The 22242-nt window shown below is 64.8% G+C and carries 13 protein-coding genes and 1 pseudogene; 13 read left to right on the forward strand and 1 reads right to left on the reverse strand.

The window, feature by feature from the left end; all coding sequences use genetic code 11:
* Positions 1 to 88: 88 nt before the first annotated feature.
* The 7 genes from KUO17_RS23670 to KUO17_RS23700 all read left to right on the forward strand — a co-directional run bounded on the left by KUO17_RS23670 (position 89) and on the right by KUO17_RS23700 (position 12238).
* A complete protein-coding gene (locus KUO17_RS23670; protein WP_255263761.1) occupies positions 89 to 1414 on the forward strand; it encodes an OprD family porin in 1326 nt (441 codons plus the stop codon).
* Between the two features lie 73 nt (positions 1415 to 1487).
* A complete protein-coding gene (locus KUO17_RS23675; protein ID WP_217978001.1) occupies positions 1488 to 3083 on the forward strand; it encodes an ABC transporter substrate-binding protein in 1596 nt (531 codons plus the stop codon).
* A gap of 92 nt (positions 3084 to 3175) precedes the next feature.
* The gene (locus KUO17_RS23680; protein ID WP_217978002.1) at positions 3176 to 4186 is read left to right on the forward strand and encodes an ABC transporter permease subunit; all 1011 of its coding nucleotides are present in this window, start codon (positions 3176 to 3178) and stop codon (positions 4184 to 4186) included.
* A gap of 9 nt (positions 4187 to 4195) precedes the next feature.
* A complete protein-coding gene (locus tag KUO17_RS23685; protein WP_217978003.1) occupies positions 4196 to 5125 on the forward strand; it encodes an ABC transporter permease subunit in 930 nt (309 codons plus the stop codon).
* A gap of 10 nt (positions 5126 to 5135) precedes the next feature.
* Positions 5136 to 6104 carry an ABC transporter ATP-binding protein gene (locus KUO17_RS23690; RefSeq protein ID WP_217978004.1) on the forward strand — a complete coding sequence of 323 codons (969 nt, stop codon included), beginning with the start codon at positions 5136 to 5138 and terminating at the stop codon, positions 6102 to 6104.
* Entirely contained in the window at positions 6104 to 7072 is a 969-nt protein-coding gene (locus tag KUO17_RS23695) for a peptide ABC transporter ATP-binding protein (protein WP_217978005.1), read from the forward strand. Before KUO17_RS23690 ends, KUO17_RS23695 begins: the two co-directional genes overlap by 1 nt.
* Before the next feature lie 357 nt (positions 7073 to 7429).
* The gene (locus KUO17_RS23700; protein ID WP_217978006.1) at positions 7430 to 12238 is read left to right on the forward strand and encodes a dermonecrotic toxin domain-containing protein; all 4809 of its coding nucleotides are present in this window, start codon (positions 7430 to 7432) and stop codon (positions 12236 to 12238) included.
* A gap of 55 nt (positions 12239 to 12293) precedes the next feature.
* Here the strand turns inward: KUO17_RS23700 and KUO17_RS23705 are convergent, their stop codons facing one another.
* Complete coding sequence (locus tag KUO17_RS23705) at positions 12294 to 13877, reverse strand: peptide chain release factor 3 (protein ID WP_217978007.1); 1584 nt, start codon at positions 13875 to 13877, stop codon at positions 12294 to 12296.
* Between the two features lie 343 nt (positions 13878 to 14220).
* Between KUO17_RS23705 and KUO17_RS23710 the strand changes: the two genes are divergently transcribed.
* The 6 genes and pseudogenes from KUO17_RS23710 (at position 14221) to KUO17_RS23735 (ending at position 22132) form a co-directional block, all read left to right on the forward strand.
* Positions 14221 to 14934 (forward strand): ABC transporter permease, encoded by a 714-nt coding sequence (locus tag KUO17_RS23710; protein WP_217978008.1) that lies wholly within the window; start codon positions 14221 to 14223, stop codon positions 14932 to 14934.
* A gap of 14 nt (positions 14935 to 14948) precedes the next feature.
* Positions 14949 to 15857: a glycine betaine ABC transporter substrate-binding protein gene (locus tag KUO17_RS23715; RefSeq protein WP_217978009.1), complete on the forward strand. Its 909-nt coding sequence runs from the start codon at positions 14949 to 14951 to the stop codon at positions 15855 to 15857.
* The gene (locus KUO17_RS23720) at positions 15854 to 16507 is read left to right on the forward strand and encodes an ABC transporter permease (protein WP_217978010.1); all 654 of its coding nucleotides are present in this window, start codon (positions 15854 to 15856) and stop codon (positions 16505 to 16507) included. The genes KUO17_RS23715 and KUO17_RS23720 overlap by 4 nt, the downstream gene beginning before the upstream one ends.
* Positions 16504 to 17658, forward strand: coding sequence for an osmoprotectant ABC transporter ATP-binding protein OsmV (locus tag KUO17_RS23725; protein ID WP_217978011.1), 1155 nt, complete (start codon positions 16504 to 16506; stop codon positions 17656 to 17658). Before KUO17_RS23720 ends, KUO17_RS23725 begins: the two co-directional genes overlap by 4 nt.
* A 588-nt stretch (positions 17659 to 18246) precedes the next feature.
* Positions 18247 to 19410, forward strand: a complete 1164-nt coding sequence (locus KUO17_RS23730; RefSeq protein WP_217978012.1) for a type III PLP-dependent enzyme — start codon at positions 18247 to 18249, stop codon at positions 19408 to 19410.
* A gap of 171 nt (positions 19411 to 19581) precedes the next feature.
* Positions 19582 to 22132, forward strand: a pseudogene (locus KUO17_RS23735) (PepSY domain-containing protein).
* Positions 22133 to 22242 lie beyond the last annotated feature (110 nt).

Here is a 22242-nt window from a genome sequence, read left to right on the forward strand (position 1 = left end):
GCGGCATAAAAAAAACATAATGGGAGCTTCAACCTTGAAACCAGTCAACCACGCAGTACTCGCCCTTGCCCTCGGCGGGCTGAGCGTCATGGCCCACGCCGAACCTGCCAGCCAGGCGTTCGTCCCGCTTACCCTGAGCAGCACCAGCGCCCAGGACCAGGCCAGCGGTTTTTTCGACGGCCAGCGCCTGTCCGGCTCGACCCGCAACTGGTATGCCCGCGAACGCGCCAGGCGCGGGCCGCTGTGGTCGTACAGCAAAAGCGACGGCAGCCGTCACCCTACCGACCGACGCAACAACTGGGTGCAGGGCTCGATTCTCAACTACACCTCCGGCTTTACCCAAGGCACCGTGGGCCTGAGCACCGAGGTGGCGCTGTACAACGCCATCGCCCTGGAGCGCGGACGTGCCAGCGTGGCCGGGCCAAACAACCGCACCCTGACCCACGGCGACGGCGAAGTGGTCGACCAGTGGAGCAAGCTGGGCCTGGCCAACCTCAAGGCACGGGTCTCCAACACCACCCTGACCGCCGGCCGGCAATCCATCGACACCCCGGTGATCGCCTACATCGGCAACCGCGCACTGCCCTCGAGCTTCCAGGGCGTGAGCCTGCACAGCGCCGAGTTCGACAACCTTACCTTCGACGCCGGCACCTTCGACCGCGTCTCGATGCGTACCGAACAGGGCCAGAGCAAGTTCCGCTCCGAGTACGGCGATTCCAGCCAGTTCACCGACCGGGTCAGCATGGCCGGGGTCAATTACCAGCCATTCAAGAGCCTGACCACCAGCCTGTACGTGTCCAAGGTCGAAGACCTGTGGAACCAGTACTACTTCGGCGCCAACCATGTACTGGGCGACAATGCCGTGCTCGGCCTGAACACCGGGTTCAACTACTACAAGACCCGCGACGAGGGCAAAAGCAAGCTGGGGGCGATCGACAACGATACCTTCAGCCTGTCGTTCGGCCTGACCCATCAGGCGCACACCCTGTCGCTGGCCTACCAGCAGGTCAACGGCAACGAGTACTTCGACTACCTGCACGACACCAATGCGATCTTCCTGGCCAACTCGCTGCTGTCGGACTTCAACGGCCCCAATGAAAAGTCGCTGCAGATCGGCTATGTGCTGAACATGGCGCCGTTCGGTGTGCCGGGGCTCAAGTTCAACCTGTACAACGCGCGCGGCTGGGGTATCGACGGCACCCATTACAAGGGGAGTGGCTACGACGTGAAGAACCTCGACGGTGAGAACCACTACGAGTGGGGCATCGGCACCAGCTACGCGGTGCAGAGCGGTGCACTCAAGGACACCACCGTGCGCGCCACCTACACCACCCACCGCGCCAGCAGGCTGCAGGGCGACGGCAGCCTGGACGAGCTGCGGGTGGTGACCACCATTCCGTTCAACATCCTCTAGGGCACCACCCCACGGCCGATTCGCCGAATCGGCGTGGTGGCTACGCTGGTTTAATCGAATGCAGGGAAGTGTCATGAAACCGTTACCCCTACAGGCTGCCCTGGCAGCCCTCCTGTTGAGCGCTGCCGCAAGCCTTGCAGCCAAGCCGCTGGTGGTGTGCACCGAGGCCAGCCCCGAAGGCTTCGACATCGCGCAGTACACCACCGCCGTCACCGCCGATGCCGCCGCCGAAACCCTGTTCAACCGCCTGGTCGACTTCAGGCCCGGTACCACCGACATCCAGCCGGCCCTGGCCGAGCGCTGGGACATCAGCGCCGATGGCCTGACCTACACCTTCCACCTGCGCCAGGACGTCACCTTTCACCGCACCGAGTACTTCACGCCCACCCGCGCGCTGAATGCCGACGATGTGCTGTGGAGCTTCCAGCGCCAGCTCGACCCCAATCACCCCTGGCACGACAAGACCAGCATCGGCTTCCCCTACTTCGAAAGCATGGGTTTCCAGCACCTGCTCAAGGCCGTGGAAAAAACCGATGCGCATACCGTGGTGTTCCACCTGACACGTCCCGAAGCCCCCTTCCTGCGGGACCTGGCCATGGCCTTCACCTCGATCTACTCCGCCGAATACGCCGACCAGTTGCTCAAGGCCGGCAAGACCGGCGAGCTCAACAGCAAGCCGGTGGGCACCGGCCCGTTCGTCTTCCAGCGCTACACCAAGGATGCCCAGGTACGCTACACGCCCAACCCGGAGTACTTTCGCGGCAAGCCGCCGAGTGATGCGCTGATCTTCGCCATCACCAGCGACAACAACGTGCGCCTGCAAAAGCTGCGCGCCAACGAATGCCAGGTAGCGCTGTACCCCAAGCCCGACGACGTGCCGTCGATCAAGGCCGACCCGCGCCTGAAAGTGGCCGAGATCGAGGCCCTGACCACCGGCTACATTGCGCTCAATACCGAGCACAAGTACCTGAGCGACGTGCGCGTGCGCAAGGCCATCAGCCTGGCCTTCGACCGCCAGCACCATGTCGACCAGTTGTTCGGCAAGGGCAACGCGCTGGTGGCGGTCAACCCCTACCCACCGACCCTGATGGGCTACAACACCCACAACCGGAACCCGCCACGCGACCTCGACAAGGCTCGCGCGCTGCTCAAGCAGGCCGGCGTGCCTGAGGGCGCGGTACTCACCCTGTTCACCCGCAACGGCGGCGGCCCGACCAACCCCAACCCGCGCCTGAGCGCCGAAATGCTCCAGGCCGACCTTGCGCAGATCGGCATCCGCCTGGACATTCGCGTGATGGAGTGGGCCGAGATGCTGCGCCGGGCCAAGCGCGGCGAAGCCGACATGGTGTCCACCGGTTGGGCCGGTGACAACGGCGACCCGGACAACTTCCTGACCCCGCTGCTCAGTTGCGCCGCGGCCAGAAATGGGGAGAACTATGCCCGCTGGTGCAATCAGCGATTCCAGGCATTGATCGACCAGGCGCGCCAGTTGAGCGAACCCGATCAGCGCGCGGTGCTCTATGTCCAGGCACTGGCGGTGTACGATGAGGACCAACCGTGGCTCAGCATGGCGCACCCCAGGATGTTCACCGCACTGCGCGAGAACGTCGAGGGCTACGTCATCAACCCGATGACCAACAACAACTTCGCCACCACGCGGGTGAAGTAGAACGAAAACGTCCGCAGCGCACTGCCCGGCCGCCCCAGGCGGTTCAGGGCGCTCGCGGGCATGCCTTTAGGGCTGATGAGGACCATCACACGATGTTTAGTTTTATTGCACGGCGTCTGGGCCTGTTGATCCCGTCCTTTTTCGGCATCACCCTGCTCACGTTCGCGCTCATCCGCCTGATCCCCGGTGACCCGGTGGAGGTGATGATGGGTGAGCGCAGGGTCGACCCCGAGATGCACGCCCAGGCCATGGAACGGCTGGGGCTGAACAAGCCGTTGCCGGAGCAGTACCTGGATTACGTGGGCAAGCTGGCCCAGGGCGACCTGGGCGAATCGCTGCGCACCCGCGAAAGCGTGTGGAGCGAATTCCTCGCGCTGTTCCCGGCCACCCTGGAACTGGCCCTGGCGGCGTTGCTCTTCGCCGGCATCGTCGGCCTGCTGGCCGGGGTGATCGCCGCGCTCAAGCGCGGCTCGCTGTTCGATCACGGGGTCATGGGCATCTCGCTGGCCGGCTACTCGATGCCGATCTTCTGGTGGGGCCTGATCCTGATCATGTTCTTTTCCGTGGGCCTGGGCTGGACCCCGGTGTCGGGGCGCATCGACCTGCTCTACGACATCGAGCCGACAACCGGCTTCATGCTGATCGACACCCTGCTCAGCGACGAAGAGGGCGCCTTCAAGGACGCGTTGATGCACCTGATACTGCCCGCCATCGTGCTGGGCACCATCCCGCTGGCGGTGATCGCGCGCATGACCCGCTCCTCGATGCTCGAGGTGCTGCGCGAGGACTACATTCGCACCGCCCGCGCCAAGGGCCTGTCGCCGGTACGCGTGGTGTTCGTGCACGGCCTGCGCAATGCGCTGATCCCGGTGCTCACCGTGTTCGGCCTGCAGGTTGGCACACTGCTGGCCGGCGCGGTGCTCACCGAAACCATCTTTTCCTGGCCGGGCATCGGCAAATGGCTGATCGAAGCCATCGGCGCCCGTGACTACCCCGTGGTACAGAACGGCATCCTGTTGATTGCCTGCCTGGTGATCCTGGTCAACTTCGTCGTGGACATTCTCTACGGCCTGGCCAACCCACGCATCCGTCATCAGCGCTGAGGCCTTTTCATGACGACTCCCCTTGCAAAAACCGCCGCTGGCGACGCCCCGGCGCTCGACCCGAGCCTGCTCTACCCCTCGCCCTACAAGGAATTCTGGACCGCCTTCTCGCGCAACAAGGGCGCGCTGGCCGGCCTGCTGTTCATGTGCCTGATCGTGTTCTGTGCGCTGTTCGCACCGTGGGTGGCGCCGCACAACCCCAGCGAGCAGTACCGCGACTTTCTGCTGACCCCGCCGGTGTGGCTCGAAGGCGGCCAGTGGCGGTTCCTGCTGGGCACCGACGAGCTGGGCCGCGACCTGCTCTCGCGACTGATCCAGGGCTCGCGCCTGTCGCTGCTGATCGGCCTGTCGTCGGTGCTGATCTCGCTGATCCCCGGCGTGCTGCTGGGCCTGCTCGCCGGGTTCTTCCCGCGCCTTCTGGGCCCCTCGATCATGCGCCTGATGGACGTGATGCTGGCGCTGCCGTCGCTGCTTTTGGCCGTGGCGATCGTGGCCATCCTCGGCCCTGGCCTGATCAACACGGTGATCGCCATCGCCATCGTTTCGCTGCCGGCCTACGTGCGCCTGACCCGCGCCGCGGTGATGGGCGAGCTGAACCGCGACTACGTCACCGCAGCGCGCCTGGGCGGTGCCCGGCTGCCGCGCCTGATGTTCGTCACCGTGCTGCCCAACTGCATGGCGCCGTTGATCGTGCAGGCCACCCTGAGCTTCAGCTCGGCGATCCTCGACGCCGCGGCGCTGGGCTTCCTGGGCCTGGGCGTGCAGCCGCCCACCCCGGAGTGGGGCACCATGCTGGCCTCGGCCCGCGACTACATCGAACGTGCCTGGTGGGTGGTGAGCCTGCCGGGCCTGACCATTTTGCTCAGCGTGCTGGCAATCAACCTGATGGGCGACGGGCTGCGCGATGCGCTGGACCCGAAACTCAAGAATGCCGCCTGAGGAGTCGCCCATGTCACTTCTACAGATCAACAACCTGAGCGTGCGCTTCGGCGACGCCACGGCGGTACCGGTGGTCGACGGCCTTGACCTGCGTGTGGAAACAGGCGAGGTGCTGGCCATCGTCGGCGAGTCTGGTTCGGGCAAGTCGGTGACCATGATGGCGCTGATGGGGCTGATCGACGCCCCCGGGCGCATCACCGCCGACACCTTGAACTTCAATGGCAGCGACATGCTCACGCTGAGCGGCCGGCAACGGCGCAAGGTGGTCGGCAAGGACATGGCGATGGTCTTCCAGGACCCCATGACCGCCCTCAACCCCAGCTACACCGTAGGCTTCCAGATCGAAGAGGTGCTGCGCCAGCACCTGGGCCTGCGTGGCAAGGCGGCGCGCCAGCGCGCCCTGGAGCTGCTGAAGAAAGTCGAGATCCCGGCCCCTGAAAGCCGGCTCGACGCCTACCCGCACCAGCTTTCCGGCGGCATGAGCCAGCGCGTGGCAATTGCCATGGCAATTGCCGGTGAGCCCAAGCTGCTGATTGCCGACGAGCCGACCACGGCGCTGGACGTGACCATTCAGGCGCAGATCATGGAGCTGCTGCTCAACCTGCAGAAAGAGCAGGACATGGCACTGATCCTGATCACCCACGACCTGGCCGTGGTCGCCGAGACCGCGCGCCGGGTGTGCGTGATGTATGCCGGGCAGGCGGTCGAAGTGGGCCAGGTGCCCGACCTGTTCGAGGTACCGGCACACCCCTACAGCGAGGCCTTGCTGGCCGCGATCCCCGAACACAGCGCAGGCGCCGAGCGCCTGGCGACCCTGCCGGGCATCGTGCCGGGGCGCTATGACCGGCCCGACGGTTGCCTGCTGTCGCCGCGCTGCCCCTATGTGCAGGAACGCTGCCGCCAGCAGCGCCCGGCACTCGACCCGCAGGCCCACAGCCTGGTGCGTTGCTTCTACCCGCTGAACCAGGAGGTGGCGTGATGAGCGTCGTACTGACCGCCCGTGACCTGACCCGTCACTACGAAGTCTCGCTGGGCCTGTTCAAGGGCCATGCCCTGGTGCGCGCCCTCAATGGCGTGTCGTTCGAGCTGGCGGCGGGCAAGACCCTGGCCGTGGTCGGCGAGTCCGGCTGTGGCAAGTCGACCCTGGCACGCGCCCTGACCCTGATCGAGGAGCCCTCCTCCGGTTCGTTGCAGATTGCCGGGCAGGAGGTGACCGGTGCCAGCAAGCAGCAGCGCAGGCAGCTGCGCCGCGATGTGCAGATGGTGTTCCAGAGCCCGTATGCCTCGCTCAATCCGCGGCAGAAGATCGGTGACCAGTTGGCCGAGCCACTGTTGATCAACACCTCGCTGTCGAAGGCCGAGCGCCGTGAAAAAGTCCAGGCCATGATGCAGCAGGTGGGCCTGCGGCCCGAGCACTACCAGCGCTACCCGCACATGTTCTCGGGAGGCCAGCGCCAGCGGATTGCGCTGGCACGGGCCATGATGCTGCAGCCCAAGGTGCTGGTGGCCGACGAGCCGACCTCGGCGCTGGACGTGTCGATCCAGGCGCAGGTGCTGAACCTGTTCATGGACCTGCAGAAGCAGTTCAACACCGCCTACGTGTTCATCTCGCACAACCTGGCAGTGGTACGGCATGTGGCCGACCAGGTGCTGGTGATGTACCTGGGGCGCCCGGCGGAAATGGGGCCCAAGGAGGACATCTATGCCAGGCCCCTGCACCCTTACACCCAGGCGTTGCTGTCGGCCACACCGGCCATTCACCCCGACCCGCTCAAGCCCAGGATCAAGATCGTCGGCGAGTTGCCCAACCCGCTGAACCCGCCGTCGGGCTGCGCGTTCCACAAGCGCTGCCCGTATGCCACCCAGCGCTGTGCCAGTGAAGAGCCGGCGTTCAGGGCGGTGGGCACACGGCAGGTGGCGTGTCATTACGCGGAGCAGTTTCTCTAGGGCTGCTGCGCAGCCCATCGCGGGGCGAGCCCGCTCCCACAAGGATCCTGTGGGGGCTGGCTGGCCAGCGAAAAGGTCACTGCGACACGCTGCATTTTTCACTCTGCCAGAGCCATCGCCATGGCCGCACCCGACCTCCCCGACGGCCCCGGCTATAGGCACTGGAGGCCATGCCAGCCAAGATCGACCGCATCAGAACCCGCATCTGGACCCGCATCAAGGCCGGCAACTGAAGGTGGCCGCAATAAGTACCACCGCGCCCAGGGTGCACCCCGGCAGTTTGCAACGCTCGCCGGGGTAGCACATGCCACACACGCGTTGCCCCGCGCCTTGATTCCATTGCCCGGAGCACGCCCCATGCACGTCACAACCCTGCCGTACTTTCATGTCGATGCCCTACGCCGGCGCTTTGTCGACCACCTCGACCAGGCCCACCGCGAGCAAGCCCTCGCGACCGATCAGCAGGATTGGCTCAAGAGCGCGCTGCTGGCCACGCGTGACGCACCACCGGACGCTGGCGAAGCGCTGCGAGTCGATCGCCTGAGCGCCATCACCGATACCGGCACCGTCATCGAGCTGACCGCCAGCCTGCTGCTCAGCCGCAGCACGCAGACGCCCGTGTACCTGTATCACCCGCTGGCCGGCCTGCTCCGGTTCGACGACCGTGCGCAACTCAAGGCCCACCTCATCGAGCAGTTGGCCACCGCACCCAGCGGCCCGCTGCTGCACTACGCCACCCAGGCCGACCGCCAACGGTTCGCGCAGGACGCCGTCGAAGACATCCAGGTCGAACTGCTCGAAGGCTCGGTATTCGAGTACCTGATGCTGACCATCAACCGACAGCTGGGCCTGAGCCTGGGGGAGCTCGAACGCCTGCTGCTGGAGCAGCCAGACGCCGATACCCTGTGGGAGCAGGCGCTGGCCAGCACCACGGCCGCTACCCCCCCGGCGCACCGGCGCCTGAGTGCGGCGCGCTACTGCAGCCAGCAACTGCGCCGGTACTGGTACACAAAAGGCACACTCGGTACCCCTGCGGCCCAACAGTTGACGCAACTGATGCGCGGGCGGTTGCGCGAGGCCGTCATTCGACAGGCCTGGGCCACCACACTGTCGCCACAGGAGCAGGCGCAACTGCTGGCCTGGCTGCAGCAGCCTTCAGGGTCGCAGCTGCACGCCTGGAGCGTTACCGTCACCACGCTGGAAAGCTACAGCCAACCGCTGGACGGCCTGCTGGTGCTCGCCAGCATCGATGCCAGCGGTCCGCTGTTCAGCTACTGCGCGGCGCGCGGCCTGGAGCGACACGTCAGCCGGCGTGCGCTGCTGTGCGCTCTGGCCGACCCATTGGAGCGCGAACGCTGGCTGGCGCTGGTCAGCCCTTCGCAACGAGAACACCTTCGGGCCTTGCGCATCAATGCACTGCACCTGAACGCCCTGACGCTCCCTGCCCTCGAGGCCTGGGTCAACGCGTTGCTGCGCGCGCAGCAGCATGAAATAGAGACGCAAACCAGCCTGCAAGGCACCGTCGATGCGTACCAGGCCTGTCGCCAGGCGCTTGCCATCGGCACCCAGCTGGCGCCCGAGCTGAGTCGACTCGCCCCCCTGGCGCCGCTCGCCCTGCCCGGCCCCGCCAGCCTGGCCCAGCGTGAGAACGCCGTGCGCGCCGGTACGGCCAGCCTGGACGATCTGTACACCTACCTGGGCGCACTGGTCGCGCGCATCGAGGCACTGCAAGACGCGGCGCCGGGCCTTGAAACAGTCACGGCCGCGCGCCTCGAACAGGCCTTCGCCGCCGTGCTGGACACGGTGCCACACAATGCACTGGCCATCGACCAGATCAACGTGCGCCAGGGCGCCGAGGACCACCGCGCGCCAGGCCTCGCCGAGCAAGTGTGGCAACGGCTCAGCGGCACCGCTGCCGCGCTGGCCCCCTCATGGCAGGTCATCGGCCCTGTGCTCGCCGAACAGCCTGTGCCGTTGCCCGGCTTGCCGCTGGCATTGGTTGCGCAGTGCCTCAACCATGTGGCCGATACCAGCCTCCAGGCCCTGGCGTGCGCGCTTGGGCAGCACCAGCGCCAGATGAGCACCTACAACCAGCACCTCTGGCAACTGGCACTGGACATCGAGTACCGGCTGATCGAGCACGACAATGCCCTTGCCCGGCCGGCACGAGAGCTGATCGATGCAGCGCTGGCGCCCTCCAGCGCACACGCCTGGCCGACACTGGCGTGGCAACTGGAACTTGACCACAGCGCCTGCGCCGATGCCCTGTTGCTGAGCCAGCAACCCCTGAACGCCAGCCCTTCGCTGCTGGTGCTGTGGACCCGCGACGAGGGCTTCAGCGCCTTCACCTCGCTTGCCGCACTCGACACGGTCCTCGCCCAGCGCTTCGCCCACGCCACGCTGCGCACCTGGCTGGCGCTCGACGGCCCGCCCGCGCATGCGCTGGCCGCGCTGGACAGCAAGCGTAGCGTCGATACCGCCCTGCACGCGTTCACCCGGCTCAAGGGGCGCGGTTTGCCGGCGGCCTGCCTGCCCGCCATGCTGCGCAACGGGCTGCAGGCGTCGGGCAACCTGCAGCATCTGCGCCGCCTGCAGCGCATGGCCAATGCACAGCGCCTGCGTGCCACGCTGCCCGACTGGCTCGGCCGGGCGTCTGCCCTCGACCAGTACGGTTACTGGCAGGCGCTGGCGCGCAACCTGCTGCAGAGCCCGTCGCAGCAGGACTACCTGTTCGACCTGCCGTCGATACCCGACTATGCCAAGGCCCGTGTGCAGGCGCGCCTGGACCAGGACTTTGCTGCGGGCCGCTACCCGGCCGACGAGCTGTTCATCACCAGCACACGCTGGGTCACTGCCCTGCCGCCACCCGGCGAAGTGCCCTCCGCGCAGGCGGCGGCGAGCATTCGCCATCGCCAGACCCTGATCGAGTATGCCCTGAACCACTACCGCGACTGGGACCAGCCCATCACCGCCATCGAACTCAAGGGCGACATGACGGTGCCGGCACGCATCGATGCCGCGTACCTGCGCACACTGGTGCGCGAACTGGATTTGGGGGCAGGCTACCAGCAGCTGCTCAAGACGCACCTGACCCCGACCCATCCGGATTACCCGAAGCGCCAGGCGCTGTTCTGTCGGCAACTGCCCGGGCAACTGCTCGAAGCGGCGTGGCGTGCGCGCCTCAAGGGCACGTTGAGCGCGGCCGGTGTCGACTGCATCCGCGCGGTCCTCGAGCACCCCGATGCCACCGCGCGCGGCCTGCAACCCATGCCGGCCGTGCAACTGCTGCCCCTGGAACTGATCGCCGACCGCGGCATGCCCCCGGATACCGTGCCCGGTATCTACCTGTTCATGGGCCAAGGTCCGACGCCGGGCCCGGTGGTGATGTACATCCCTTACGAAGCCAGCGGCATCTTCCGGGCCTTCGGCAGTCCGGCCGACCTGCTGCACCAGCTCAAGACCGACCCGAGCCTGCAAGCGCTGGTACTGGCGCGCCTGCCCGAGGCGTTGCGCCAACGCTATGACCACGGTGGCTTCACCCAGGCTCACCTGCCCTTCAGCGCCGAGTTCGACTTCGAACTGCCGCTGTACCCTCAGCAACCGGTGGCCCTGGCCCATCGCCCGGTGCAGGGCAACGCCCTGCTCTACCTGTTCCACGCCAACCTGGTCCAGCTCCAGGACATGGCCAGCGCCCAGCTGGTGACCCGCGCCCAGGTCCGCTGGAACACCCTCAACGACGTGCTGGGCCTGCTCTGGACCCCGCTCACGATGTTCGTGCCTGGACGCATCGGATTGTTGCTGGCAGCCTGGCAAAGTGAACTGGCACTGTTGCAGATCGTCGACAGTGCCGGCCGGCGGGGCTGGTCTGCCCAGCTCTCGGAACTGACCTGCGTGCTGCTGCAGAGCCTGCTGATCGGGCACAGCCTGCGCGCGCCAGACGCGCCCACCCTGCCTGCCAGCGAGAACGAGTTCTGGCAGCGCCTGAGCCAGTCGGCACACCAGCAACTGGCCGGCTATGAAGTGCCACAGCAGGCCCTCGACGGCCTGACGGCGCACGAGCAGATTTACGCCAGCGTCGATGGCAGCGAGCATTTTGTGGTACTGGACGGCAAGGTCTACCGCACCCGCCAACTGGACGAGCGCTGGCACCTGAGTGCCATCGACATCGACGAGCCGGGCCCAAGTCTGCACCGGGAGGGCTCCGGGCCTTGGCAGATCGACCCGAAACAGTCGTTGACCCTGCTCGGTGGCGGCGTACTTGGCAGGCTCGGTGGATGGGCCGCACGCCGCGTCATGACCAGCACGGACCTGATCATTCGTGCCGTCGGCATGCGCGAGATTCGTCAACGCATGCCCACACGTGCCGACCTGCTACGCCGAGCACACCGTCAGGCACTCGATTACCTGAGCACCTGCCTGGACAACCTGCACTACCCGGCCGATAGCATGGCCGTGCAGACGCGCGAGATCCTGTGTGACTTCTTCGGCATCGACACACCTGACGACGCGCTGCTGCAGCGGGTGCGCAAGCCCGTGGAAAAGATCCTGAGCATGATGGCCTCCCCCGCCTACTCGCCTGCCAGCTCACAGCGCTACATACTGGTCAGCAACGTCGGCACTTACGACGGCATCGCCTTTACCTCGCCCCACGATCCGCTGAAGCAGATCTTCATCCTGGACGCCTACTTCGATTACAGCTTCGTCGACAAATTCGACTTCAAGCCCGACGTCTCCTGGCATGAAGCCGATGCTGCCGGGCGGGCCAACTGCCTGATCCACGAGTTCTCGCATATCGCCTATGACACCCGCGACATGCGCTATCTCGAAGCTTCGGCGTCGTTCGCCGAGATGATCATGCCCGGTGACAGGCTGGACTGGCTCAAGCGCCAGCACGATGAAGGGTTCTCCCACCGCTCGCCCGCCCGGCGCCTGTTCGTGGTGCGTTCACGTAACGGCACCCGCCGCGACATCACCCGTGACGACAACAAGGGGTTGAGCATCATCCAGCAGTTGGCCGGCACCCAGGACCTGGCAGTGGCACGCGCACGCTTCCTGAGCGACCCGCTGGTGCGCTCGAAGATCATGCTCAAGAATGCCGACTCGCTAACCTTGCTGGTCTACCGCCTGGGCAACAGGTCGCACCGGCTGCCGCCGCCCGAAGCCTGAAACGAAAACGCCCGCGCATCAATCGATGCACGGGCGTTGGGTGAGGCGAGATGACTCAGTGGTGTTCGCGGGTCGCGCGGAATTTCACGTCCGGCCAGCGCTCTTCCATCAGCGCCAGGTTCACCCGGGTCGGCGCCAGGTAGGTCAGGTGACCACCGCCGTCGATGGCCAGGTTTTCCACCGCCTTGTTGCTGAATTCCTCGAGCTTCTTCTTGTCGTCGCAGCTGATCCAGCGCGCCGACCAGACGGTGATCGGCTCGTAGCCGCACTCGACCTTGTACTCTTCCTTCAGGCGGCTGGCGACCACGTCGAACTGCAGCACACCGACCGCGCCGAGAATGATGTCGTTGCTGCGCTCGGGGAAGAACACCTGGGTGGCGCCCTCTTCGGCCAGTTGCTGCAGGCCCTGGCGCAATTGCTTGGACTTGAGCGGGTCCTTGAGGCGCACACGGCGGAACAGCTCCGGCGCAAAGTGCGGGATACCGGTGAAGCCCAGGCTCTCGCCCTCGGTAAAGGTATCGCCGATCTGGATGGTGCCGTGGTTGTGCAGGCCGATGATATCGCCGGCAAACGCCTCTTCAAGCTGCTCGCGCTCGGACGAGAAGAACGTCAGTGCATCACCGATGCGCAGGTCCTTGCCGGTGCGCACGTGGCGCATCTTCATGCCCTTCTCGTACTTGCCCGAGCAGATGCGCATGAACGCGATGCGGTCGCGGTGCTTGGGGTCCATGTTCGCCTGGATCTTGAACACGAAGCCGCTGAATTTCTCTTCGGTCGGCTCCACGGTGCGCTCGTGGGCAACCCGCGGCAGCGGGCGTGGCGCCCAGTCGACGACGGCGTCGAGCACGTGGTCGACACCGAAGTTGCCCAGTGCGGTACCGAAGAACACCGGGGTCAGCTGACCATTGATGAATTCTTCCTGATTGAATTCGTGGCAGGCGCCCTGCACCAGCTCCAGCTGGTCGATGAAACGGTCGTACTCGTCACCCAGGTGCGCACGGGCTTCGTCCGAGTCGAGTTTCTCGATGATCTTCACCTCGGTACGCTCGTGGCCGTGGCCCGGGGTGTAGACGATGATGTAGTCGCCGGCCAGGTGATACACGCCCTTGAAGTCGCGGTAGCAGCCGATAGGCCAGGTGATCGGCGCAGCCTTGATCTTGAGTACGGCTTCGATTTCGTCGAGCAACTCGATCGGATCGCGGATGTCGCGGTCGAGTTTGTTGATGAAGCTGACGATCGGCGTGTCCCGCAGACGGCACACGTCCATCAGGGCGATGGTGCGCGGCTCGACACCTTTACCGCCGTCGAGCACCATCAATGCCGAGTCCACCGCGGTGAGGGTGCGGTAGGTGTCTTCGGAGAAGTCTTCGTGGCCGGGGGTATCGAGCAGGTTGACCATGTGGTCGCGGTACGGGAACTGCATCACCGAGGTGGTGATGGAGATACCGCGCTGCTTCTCCATTTCCATCCAGTCGGAGGTGGCATGGCGGTCGGACTTTCGCGATTTCACCGTACCGGCGACCGAAATCGCCTTGCCCATCAGCAGGAGTTTCTCGGTGATGGTGGTCTTACCCGCATCCGGGTGGGAAATGATGGCGAAGGTGCGGCGTTTCGCGACTTCGGCGGCCTGGTGGGTCATGGGAAATCGCCTGGCTGGGGATTCAAAAAAGGGCGCCGATTATAGCCCAAACTCACCCCCTAACTGAACCACTGGGTCGATCCGCGCTGGCCAGATGCCGCTTCGGATGGGAACCTTTACAGCTGCGGAGACGTCCACTCCCCTGTTACGTCATGTTACGTATACGGTTTTTGACCGTTCGTCAGGGTAGGTATCACCGGCAACACGCGCCTGACGAGGCTGCGCTTATGGCGTGCTCCGCTCCCCCCGAGCGACACGCTGCTTATCGCGATCACACTGCCTGCTGCCTGGAATGGCAGCCGCCACGGGAGTGTGCCCGCCGTCAGAAAAAAGGAGTCCGCCTGTGGCTAATCGCTATGGCAAGGGGCTGTTGGGATGGGTCGCCGCACTCGTCATCCTGGCCCTGCTGATCCACTGGATCGGCATCGATACGATCGCGCACTACCGCGCCGATCTGTGGTTCTACCTGCAAGCACACCTGATGCTGGTGGCGTGTTCGATGGTGGCGGCGCTGGCCGTGGGTATTCCCGCCGGCATTGCCTTGAGTCGACCGCACCGGGTCGACCGCGCCGAACGCTTCATGCAGCTGTTCAACATTGGCAACACCGTCCCGCCCCTCGCCGTACTGGCCATCGCCCTGAGCTTTCTGGGCATCGGCGCCGGCCCTGCGATTTTCGCGCTGTTCCTCGCCTCGCTGCTGCCGATCGTGCGCAACACCTACGAAGGCCTGAAAAACGTCCCCGCCTCACTCAAGGAAGCCGCCACCGGCATCGGCATGACCCCGCGCCAGACACTCTGGCGTGTCGAACTGCCCAATGCCGTGCCGATCATCGTCGGCGGCGTGCGTGTGGCACTGGCGATCAACGTGGGCACCGCGCCGCTGTCGTTTCTGATCGGCGCCAACAGCCTGGGCAGCCTGATCTTCCCCGGCATTGCCCTGAACAATCAGCCGCAACTGCTGCTGGGCGCCGCCTGCACGGCCGCGCTGGCACTGCTGCTCGACGCGCTGGTCAGCCAGTGCAGTCGCCGCTGGCTTGAACGCGGCCTGGCCAACTAAGCGAAGGAACCTTCATGAAAAGAATCGCCTTGTTGCTGGGCGCGGCCCTGCTGTTCGCAGGATTCGCCCAGGCTGCGGAAAAACCGCTGATCCGCCTCGGCGCGCGGGTGTTCACCGAACAGACCGTGCTGGCCGAAATCACCGCGCAGTACCTGCGCACCCATGGCTTCGAGGTGCGCATCACCGGCGGGCTGGGCAGCACCCTGGCACGCAGTGCACAGGAAACCGGCCAGTTGGACATGGTGTGGGAATACACCGGCGTGTCACTGGTGTCCTACAACCATATCGATGAACGCATGGACAGCCCCGAGGCCACCTATGCCCGGGTCAAGCAACTGGACGCGAAAAAAGGCCTGGTGTGGCTGACGCCGTCGAAATTCAGCAACACCTACGCCCTGGCCCTGCCGCGCAACATCGCCGAGCAGTACCCGCAGGTGAACAGCATCAGCCAGCTCAACCAGGTGCTGCGCGACGAGCCCGAACGGGGCCATGTACTGGCGCTGGACACCGAGTTCGCCAACCGTCCGGACGGGCTGGTGGGCCTGACCACGACCTACGACCTGCAGTTCACCCGCCGCGACATTCGCCAGATGGACGCCGGCCTGGTCTACACCGCGTTGCGCAATGGTCAGGTGTTCAGCGGCCTGGTGTACACCACCGACGGCCGACTGAATGCCTTCGACCTCAAGCTACTGGAAGACGACCTGCACTACTTCCCCGACTACACCGCAGCGCCGGTGGTGCGCCAGGCCGTGCTCGACGCCCACCCGCAACTGGCCGGGCTGCTCAAGCCGCTGGCCGAACAACTGGATGACCAGACCATGCGCCAGCTCAATGCCAAGGTCGACGTGGAGCACCAGAGCCCGAACAAGGTCGCCGCGGCCTACCTGCGCCAGCATCCACCTGCCGAGGAGCAACCATGAGCCTGCTTGATACCTTCGCTCACCTTGACTGGGCCCAGGTACTGCAACTGACCTGGGAGCACATCACCCTGGTCGGCATCGCAGTCACCCTGGCAATCGTCATCGGCGTACCGCTGGGCATCCTGATGACCCGCTTCCCGGTACTGGCCGGCCCGTTGCAGGCCAGCGCCACCGTGCTGCTGACCATCCCCTCGATCGCCCTGTTCGGCCTGCTGCTGCCGTTCTACTCCAGGTTCGGGCAAGGCCTGGGGCCGCTGCCGGCGATCACTGCCGTGTTCCTCTATTCACTGTTGCCGATCCTGCGCAACACCTACCTGGCCCTGACCAACGTGGAGCCGGGCATCCGCGAGGCCGCACGCGGCATCGGCATGACCTTCGGCCAGCGCCTGCGCATGGTCGAACTGCCGATTGCGGTGCCGGTGATCCTGGCCGGTGTGCGTACCGCCGTGGTGATGAACATCGGCGTGATGACCATTGCCGCCACCATCGGTGCCGGTGGCCTTGGCGTACTTATCCTGACCTCCATCAGCCGCAGCGACATGTCGATGCTGCTGGTCGGTGCCGTGCTGGTGAGCCTGCTGGCCATCTTCGCCGACCTGCTGCTGCAAGCCCTGCAACGCTCGCTGACTCCAAAAGGACTGCTCAAATGATCGAACTTCAAAACCTGTGCAAGACCTTCCACAGCAACGGCAAGGCAGTAAAAGCCGTCGACTCGGTAAGCCTGACGGTCAACGAAGGCGAGATCTGCGTGTTCCTCGGCCCGTCCGGGTGCGGCAAGAGCACCACCTTGAAAATGATCAACCGCCTGATCGCGCCCACCTCGGGCAAGGTGCTGATCAATGGCGAAGACACTACGGGCCTGGATGAGGTGACCCTGCGTCGCAACATCGGCTATGTGATCCAGCAGATCGGCCTGTTCCCCAACATGACCATCGAAGAGAACATCACCGTGGTGCCGCGCCTGCTCGGCTGGGACAAGCAGAAATGCCACGAGCGTGCCCGCGAACTGATGAGCATGATCAAGCTCGAGCCCAAGCAGTACCTGCACCGTTACCCGCGCGAGCTGTCGGGTGGCCAGCAGCAGCGTATCGGCGTGATCCGCGCGCTGGCGGCCGATGCACCGCTGCTGCTGATGGACGAACCGTTCGGCGCGGTCGACCCGATCAACCGCGAGATGATCCAGAACGAGTTCTTCGAGATGCAGCGCGCGCTGAACAAGACCGTGATCATGGTCAGCCACGACATCGACGAGGCGATCAAGCTGGGCGACAAGATTGCGATTTTCCGTGCCGGCAAACTGATCCAGATCGACCACCCCGACACGCTGCTGGCGCACCCGGCGGATGATTTCGTGAGCAACTTCGTGGGCCAGGACAGCACCCTCAAGCGCCTGTTGCTGGTGCGTGCCGAAGACGCCGCCGACAACGCCCCATCGGTCAGCCCCGAGACGCCAGTGGCCGATGCACTGGAATTGATGGACGAGCATGACCGGCGCTACGTGGTGGTGACCGATGGCCAGAACAAGGCCATGGGCTACGTGCGCCGACGCGACCTGCACCGTCAGCAGGGCACCTGCAGCGACTTCCTGCGGGCGTTCAACGCCACCGCCGCGCACGACGAGCATTTGCGCATCCTGCTGTCGCGCATGTACGAGTTCAACCGCTCGTGGTTGCCGGTGCTGGATGCCGAGAACGTATTCCTGGGCGAGGTGACCCAGGAGTCGATTGCGGCGTACCTGAGTTCGGGGCGTTCGCGGGGCATGAAGACCAGCATCGTGTCGCCGGCTGAAGCGGTGGCCTGAGAGCTGCACTGCGGTCTAGCGCCGAACAAGGCTGGCAACGCCCCTTGTTCGGCGCTAGAAACAGCGCCGCCAGCAGGCGGAAAAAAATATGCACAGCCAAGCCTGTGCCCAGCCACCTTCCAAGCCTGGAGAAAAGTCGAAAAAATGGGCTTACGGGACTTTTCGACGCCAACGTCGCCGATGTTGACGCCAACGTTGTTTTATCTGAACTGGCGCACAACAGCGTCGAACGTGCAGGTATTTTTAACGCTTCGCCATTCTTCGGGAACATCTGACCGTCATCTGGGTCGGTTACAAAGAGTGGTGCCTGCAACGTGCGTCAGACCGATGAAAAAACGCGAGATTTTTTGTTGATCTTGAACCCCTCAGGTCCTAAAGTTCGCGCCGAGCGTCCATGCTGGAAACGATCCATCCGGCTCAAGTACTGACGACGAGACAGCAAGGTCACCCGCAATGCCGGCTCAGCGGCACGGTTGACCTTTTTGCTTTCGGCGACATGCCTTGGGAAGTAGGCGAACCAAAGTGGGGATACGGAGGGCGCTCAGCTGCAGCCACTTATTTATTCAGTTTGCCCAGGAGTCCCCAAGCATGTCGATCCAGGTCGAAGACTATTTCGCGCGCGATACCTTCAACAAGATGAAGGCCTTCGCCGACAAGCAAGAAACCCCGTTCGTACTCATCGACACCGCCATGATCAGCCAGGCGTATGACGATCTGCGCGCCGGCTTCGAGTTCGCCAAGGTGTACTACGCCGTCAAGGCCAACCCGGCCGTCGAGATCATCGACCTGCTCAAGGACAAAGGCTCGAACTTCGACATCGCCTCGATCTACGAACTGGACAAGGTGATGAACCAGGGCGTCAGCGCCGATCGCATCAGCTACGGCAACACCATCAAGAAATCCAAGGACATCCGCTACTTCTACGACAAAGGCGTGCGCCTGTTCGCCACCGACTCCGAAGCCGACCTGCGCAACATCGCCAAGGCCGCGCCGGGCGCCAAGGTCTACGTGCGCATTCTCACCGAAGGCTCCACCACCGCCGACTGGCCACTGTCGCGCAAGTTCGGCTGCCAGACCGACATGGCCATGGACCTGCTGATCCTGGCCCGCGACCTGGGCCTGGTGCCTTACGGCATTTCCTTCCACGTGGGCTCGCAGCAGCGCGACATCAGCGTGTGGGATGCGGCGATTGCCAAGGTCAAGGTGATCTTCGAGCGCCTCAAGGAAGAAGACGGCATCGTCCTCAAGCTGATCAACATGGGTGGGGGCTTTCCGGCCAACTACATCACCCGCACCAACAGCCTGGAAACCTACGCCGAAGAGATCATCCGCTTCCTCAAGGAAGACTTCGGTGACGACCTGCCGGAAATCATCCTGGAGCCTGGCCGCTCGCTGATCGCCAACGCCGGCATCCTGGTCAGCGAAGTGGTACTGGTCGCGCGTAAATCGCGTACCGCCGTGGAGCGCTGGGTGTACACCGACGTGGGCAAGTTCTCCGGCCTGATCGAAACCATGGACGAGTCCATCAAGTTCCCGATCTGGACCGAGAAGAAAGGCGAGATGGAAGAAGTGGTCATCGCCGGCCCCACCTGCGACAGCGCCGACATCATGTACGAGCACTACAAGTACGGCCTGCCGCTGAACCTGGCCATTGGTGACCGCATGTACTGGCTGTCGACCGGTGCCTACACCACCAGCTACAGCGCCGTGGAATTCAACGGCTTCCCGCCGCTGAAGGCTTACTACCTCTAAGCCCGCCACGACCACCAAGGCGACGGTTTGCACCGTCGCCTTTTTTTTGCCTGTGCATGCGTGCCGCCGATAGCTCGCATGGAAGTTGCCATTGGTATTGATTCTTATTGAGGCAACACGCAGGCATAATGCGCGGCGCGTTCACGTACCCGGCAATACAAGGTGGTCGAAGTGGTGAAAAAAAGCCTGTTTCAATTGCACTGGTTCTTCGGCATCACTGCCGGGCTGGTGCTGGCCCTGATGGGCGTCACCGGGGCGACCTATTCGTTCCAGGACGAACTGCTGCGCCTGTTCAACCCTGATGTGCTCAAGGTGCAAGTGCAGGACACGGGCGTGCTGCCACCTGCCGAGCTGGTGCGCCGGGTCGAGGCCGAACAGGGCGACAACGTCTCTATGCTGTGGGTGAACGTGCGCAGCGACGACGCCGCGCGTGTCTTCTTCACCCCGCCGCCCGGCGAACGCCGCGGCAAGCTGCGCTATGTCGACCCGTATACCGGCGCGCTGCAGCCGGAGGTCAGCGGCCAGGGCTTTTTCGACCTGATGCTGCAATTGCACCGCTTCCTCGCCATGGGGGATACCGGCCGGCAGATCACCGGCGCCTGCACCCTGATGCTGATTTTCTTCTGCCTGTCGGGGCTGTACCTGCGCTGGCCGCGCCAGGCGCTGAACTGGCGGGCGTGGCTGACACTGGACTGGGCGAAGAAAGGTCGCGCGTTCAACTGGGACCTGCACGCGGTGGCCGGCACCTGGTGCCTGCTGTTCTACCTGCTGTTTGCCCTGACCGGGTTGTTCTGGTCGTACGAGTGGTATCGCGAAGGTCTGAACAAGCTGCTGGCAGACAGCCCAGCGGCGGGTGAGCAGCGCAAGCGCGGCGAGCGCCATGCCCGCACGTCAGCCCCCGGCAAGGATGCACCACCGCTGGTGGTGGACTACGCCGCCATCTGGACCAACCTGCAAGCAGCCGCAGGGCCCGGCCTGAGCACCTACAACCTGCGCCTGCCACCGACCGGCGGGCAACCGGCGACGCTGTTCTACCTGCTCGACGATGCCGAGCACCCGCGCGCGCTCAACACGCTGACGCTGGACCCTGCAACCGGCGTGGTAAGCAAGCATGAGCGCTACACCGACAAATCCTTCAAGGCGCAATTGCTGGCCAGCGTGTATGCCTTGCATGTAGGCAGTTACTTCGGGCTGACCGGTCGCATCGTGGTGACCATTGCCAGCCTGAGCATGCCGCTGTTCTTCATCACCGGCTGGCTGCTGTACCTGGACCGGCGACGCAAGCAGCGCCAGGTGCGCGCGGCACGCAAGGGCCTGAACCCTGCCGACGATAGCGCCACTGGCTGGCTGGTGGGGTTCGCCAGCCAGAGCGGCTTTGCCGAGCAACTGGCCTGGCAGAGCGCGGGGCAGTTGCAGGCCGCCGGCTTCCCGGTGCGCGTGCAGCCCTTGGCTGCCCTGAGCGAAACCGACCTGCAGCAGGCGCAACGCGCGCTGTTCGTGGTCAGCACGTTTGGCGACGGCGAGGCACCGGACAGCGCCCGCGGCTTTGAACGCAAGGTACTTGGCCAGCCCTGGACACTCGACAATCTGGACTACGCGCTGCTGGCACTGGGTGACCGGCAGTACCCGCACTTCTGCGGCTTTGCCCGGCGTCTGCAGCATTGGCTGGAGACACGTGGCGCCACGGCCAGCTTCACTCCAGTGGAGGTCGACAGTGCCGACCCTGCCGCCCTGCAGCAGTGGCAGCAGCAGTTGGCGACGCTGACCGGTGCGCCACCGCTGTCCGCCTGGCAACCACCGCAGTTCAGTTCGTGGCAACTGTGCCGACGCGAACGGCTCAACCCCGGCAGCCAGGGCGCACCGGTGTACCTGCTGGGCCTGCAGCCACCCAGGCCGGAGCGCTGGGATGCCGGTGACCTGGTCGATGTATTGCCGCGCAATGCCCAGGCGACAGTGCAGGCGCTGCTCGATGGCCTTGGCCTTGAGGGCCACACGCTGGTGCATGTCGAGGGCCTGGAGGAACGCCTGGACCAGGCACTGGGCGGGCGACTGTTGCCGGCCAGCCGCAGCCATCTGATCGGGCTGCATGCACAGGCGCTGGTGGATGCGTTGATCCCGGTGGCGGCGCGCGAGTATTCGATTGCCTCGATTGCCAGTGATGGCGTGCTGGAGCTGATCGTGCGCCAGGAGCGGCATCCGGATGGCAGCCTGGGCCTGGGCTCGGGGTGGTTGACCGAGCACCTGGCGCTGGGCGCGAGCGTGAGCGTGCGGTTGCGGCGCAACAGTGGTTTTCATTTGCCGACGGCGCCTGCACCGATGATTCTGATTGGCAACGGCACCGGGCTGGCGGGGCTGCGCAGCCTGCTCAGGGCGCGGATCGCCGATGGCGAGCAGCGCAACTGGCTGCTGTTTGGCGAGCGCAACCGGGCACATGACTTCCTGTGCGAGGAGGAACTACAGGGCTGGCTGGCGGGGGGGGGAACTGGCGCGACTGGACCTGGCGTTTTCGCGGGATCAGGCGCACAAGGTGTATGTGCAGGATCAGCTGCGCGAACACGCCGATGAACTGCGACGGTGGTTGGACGAGGGCGCATCGATCTACATCTGCGGCAGTTTGCAGGGTATGGCGGCGGGGGTGGATACGGTGCTGGCCGACGTGCTGGGGGCTGAACAGCTTGAGCAGTTGATCGAGCTTGGGCGGTACCGGCGGGATGTGTACTAGCCTTTAGGGCCTCTTCGCTGGCAAGCCAGCTCCCACAGGGTTTTGTGAACACCGCAGCCCCCCGTGGGAGCTGGCTTGCCAGCGAAGGGCTGCGCAAACAGCCCATAAAC

It is taken from the genome of Pseudomonas aegrilactucae, from assembly GCF_019168305.1.
Taxonomy (GTDB): Bacteria; Pseudomonadota; Gammaproteobacteria; order Pseudomonadales; family Pseudomonadaceae; genus Aquipseudomonas; species Aquipseudomonas aegrilactucae.

What these genes read in the sequence shown, in the direction of transcription:
- KUO17_RS23700 (WP_217978006.1), top strand. Translation starts at nt 7,430, where the DNA reads ATGCACGTCACAACCCTGCCGTACTTTCATGTCGATGCCCTACGCCGG.
- KUO17_RS23670 (WP_255263761.1), top strand. Translation starts at nt 89, where the DNA reads ATGGCCCACGCCGAACCTGCCAGCCAGGCGTTCGTCCCGCTTACCCTG.
- KUO17_RS23725 (WP_217978011.1), top strand. Translation starts at nt 16,504, where the DNA reads ATGATCGAACTTCAAAACCTGTGCAAGACCTTCCACAGCAACGGCAAG.
- KUO17_RS23715 (WP_217978009.1), top strand. Translation starts at nt 14,949, where the DNA reads ATGAAAAGAATCGCCTTGTTGCTGGGCGCGGCCCTGCTGTTCGCAGGA.
- KUO17_RS23705 (WP_217978007.1), bottom strand. Translation starts at nt 13,877, where the DNA reads ATGACCCACCAGGCCGCCGAAGTCGCGAAACGCCGCACCTTCGCCATC.
- KUO17_RS23720 (WP_217978010.1), top strand. Translation starts at nt 15,854, where the DNA reads ATGAGCCTGCTTGATACCTTCGCTCACCTTGACTGGGCCCAGGTACTG.
- KUO17_RS23690 (WP_217978004.1), top strand. Translation starts at nt 5,136, where the DNA reads ATGTCACTTCTACAGATCAACAACCTGAGCGTGCGCTTCGGCGACGCC.
- KUO17_RS23695 (WP_217978005.1), top strand. Translation starts at nt 6,104, where the DNA reads ATGAGCGTCGTACTGACCGCCCGTGACCTGACCCGTCACTACGAAGTC.
- KUO17_RS23685 (WP_217978003.1), top strand. Translation starts at nt 4,196, where the DNA reads ATGACGACTCCCCTTGCAAAAACCGCCGCTGGCGACGCCCCGGCGCTC.
- KUO17_RS23680 (WP_217978002.1), top strand. Translation starts at nt 3,176, where the DNA reads ATGTTTAGTTTTATTGCACGGCGTCTGGGCCTGTTGATCCCGTCCTTT.
- KUO17_RS23730 (WP_217978012.1), top strand. Translation starts at nt 18,247, where the DNA reads ATGTCGATCCAGGTCGAAGACTATTTCGCGCGCGATACCTTCAACAAG.
- KUO17_RS23675 (WP_217978001.1), top strand. Translation starts at nt 1,488, where the DNA reads ATGAAACCGTTACCCCTACAGGCTGCCCTGGCAGCCCTCCTGTTGAGC.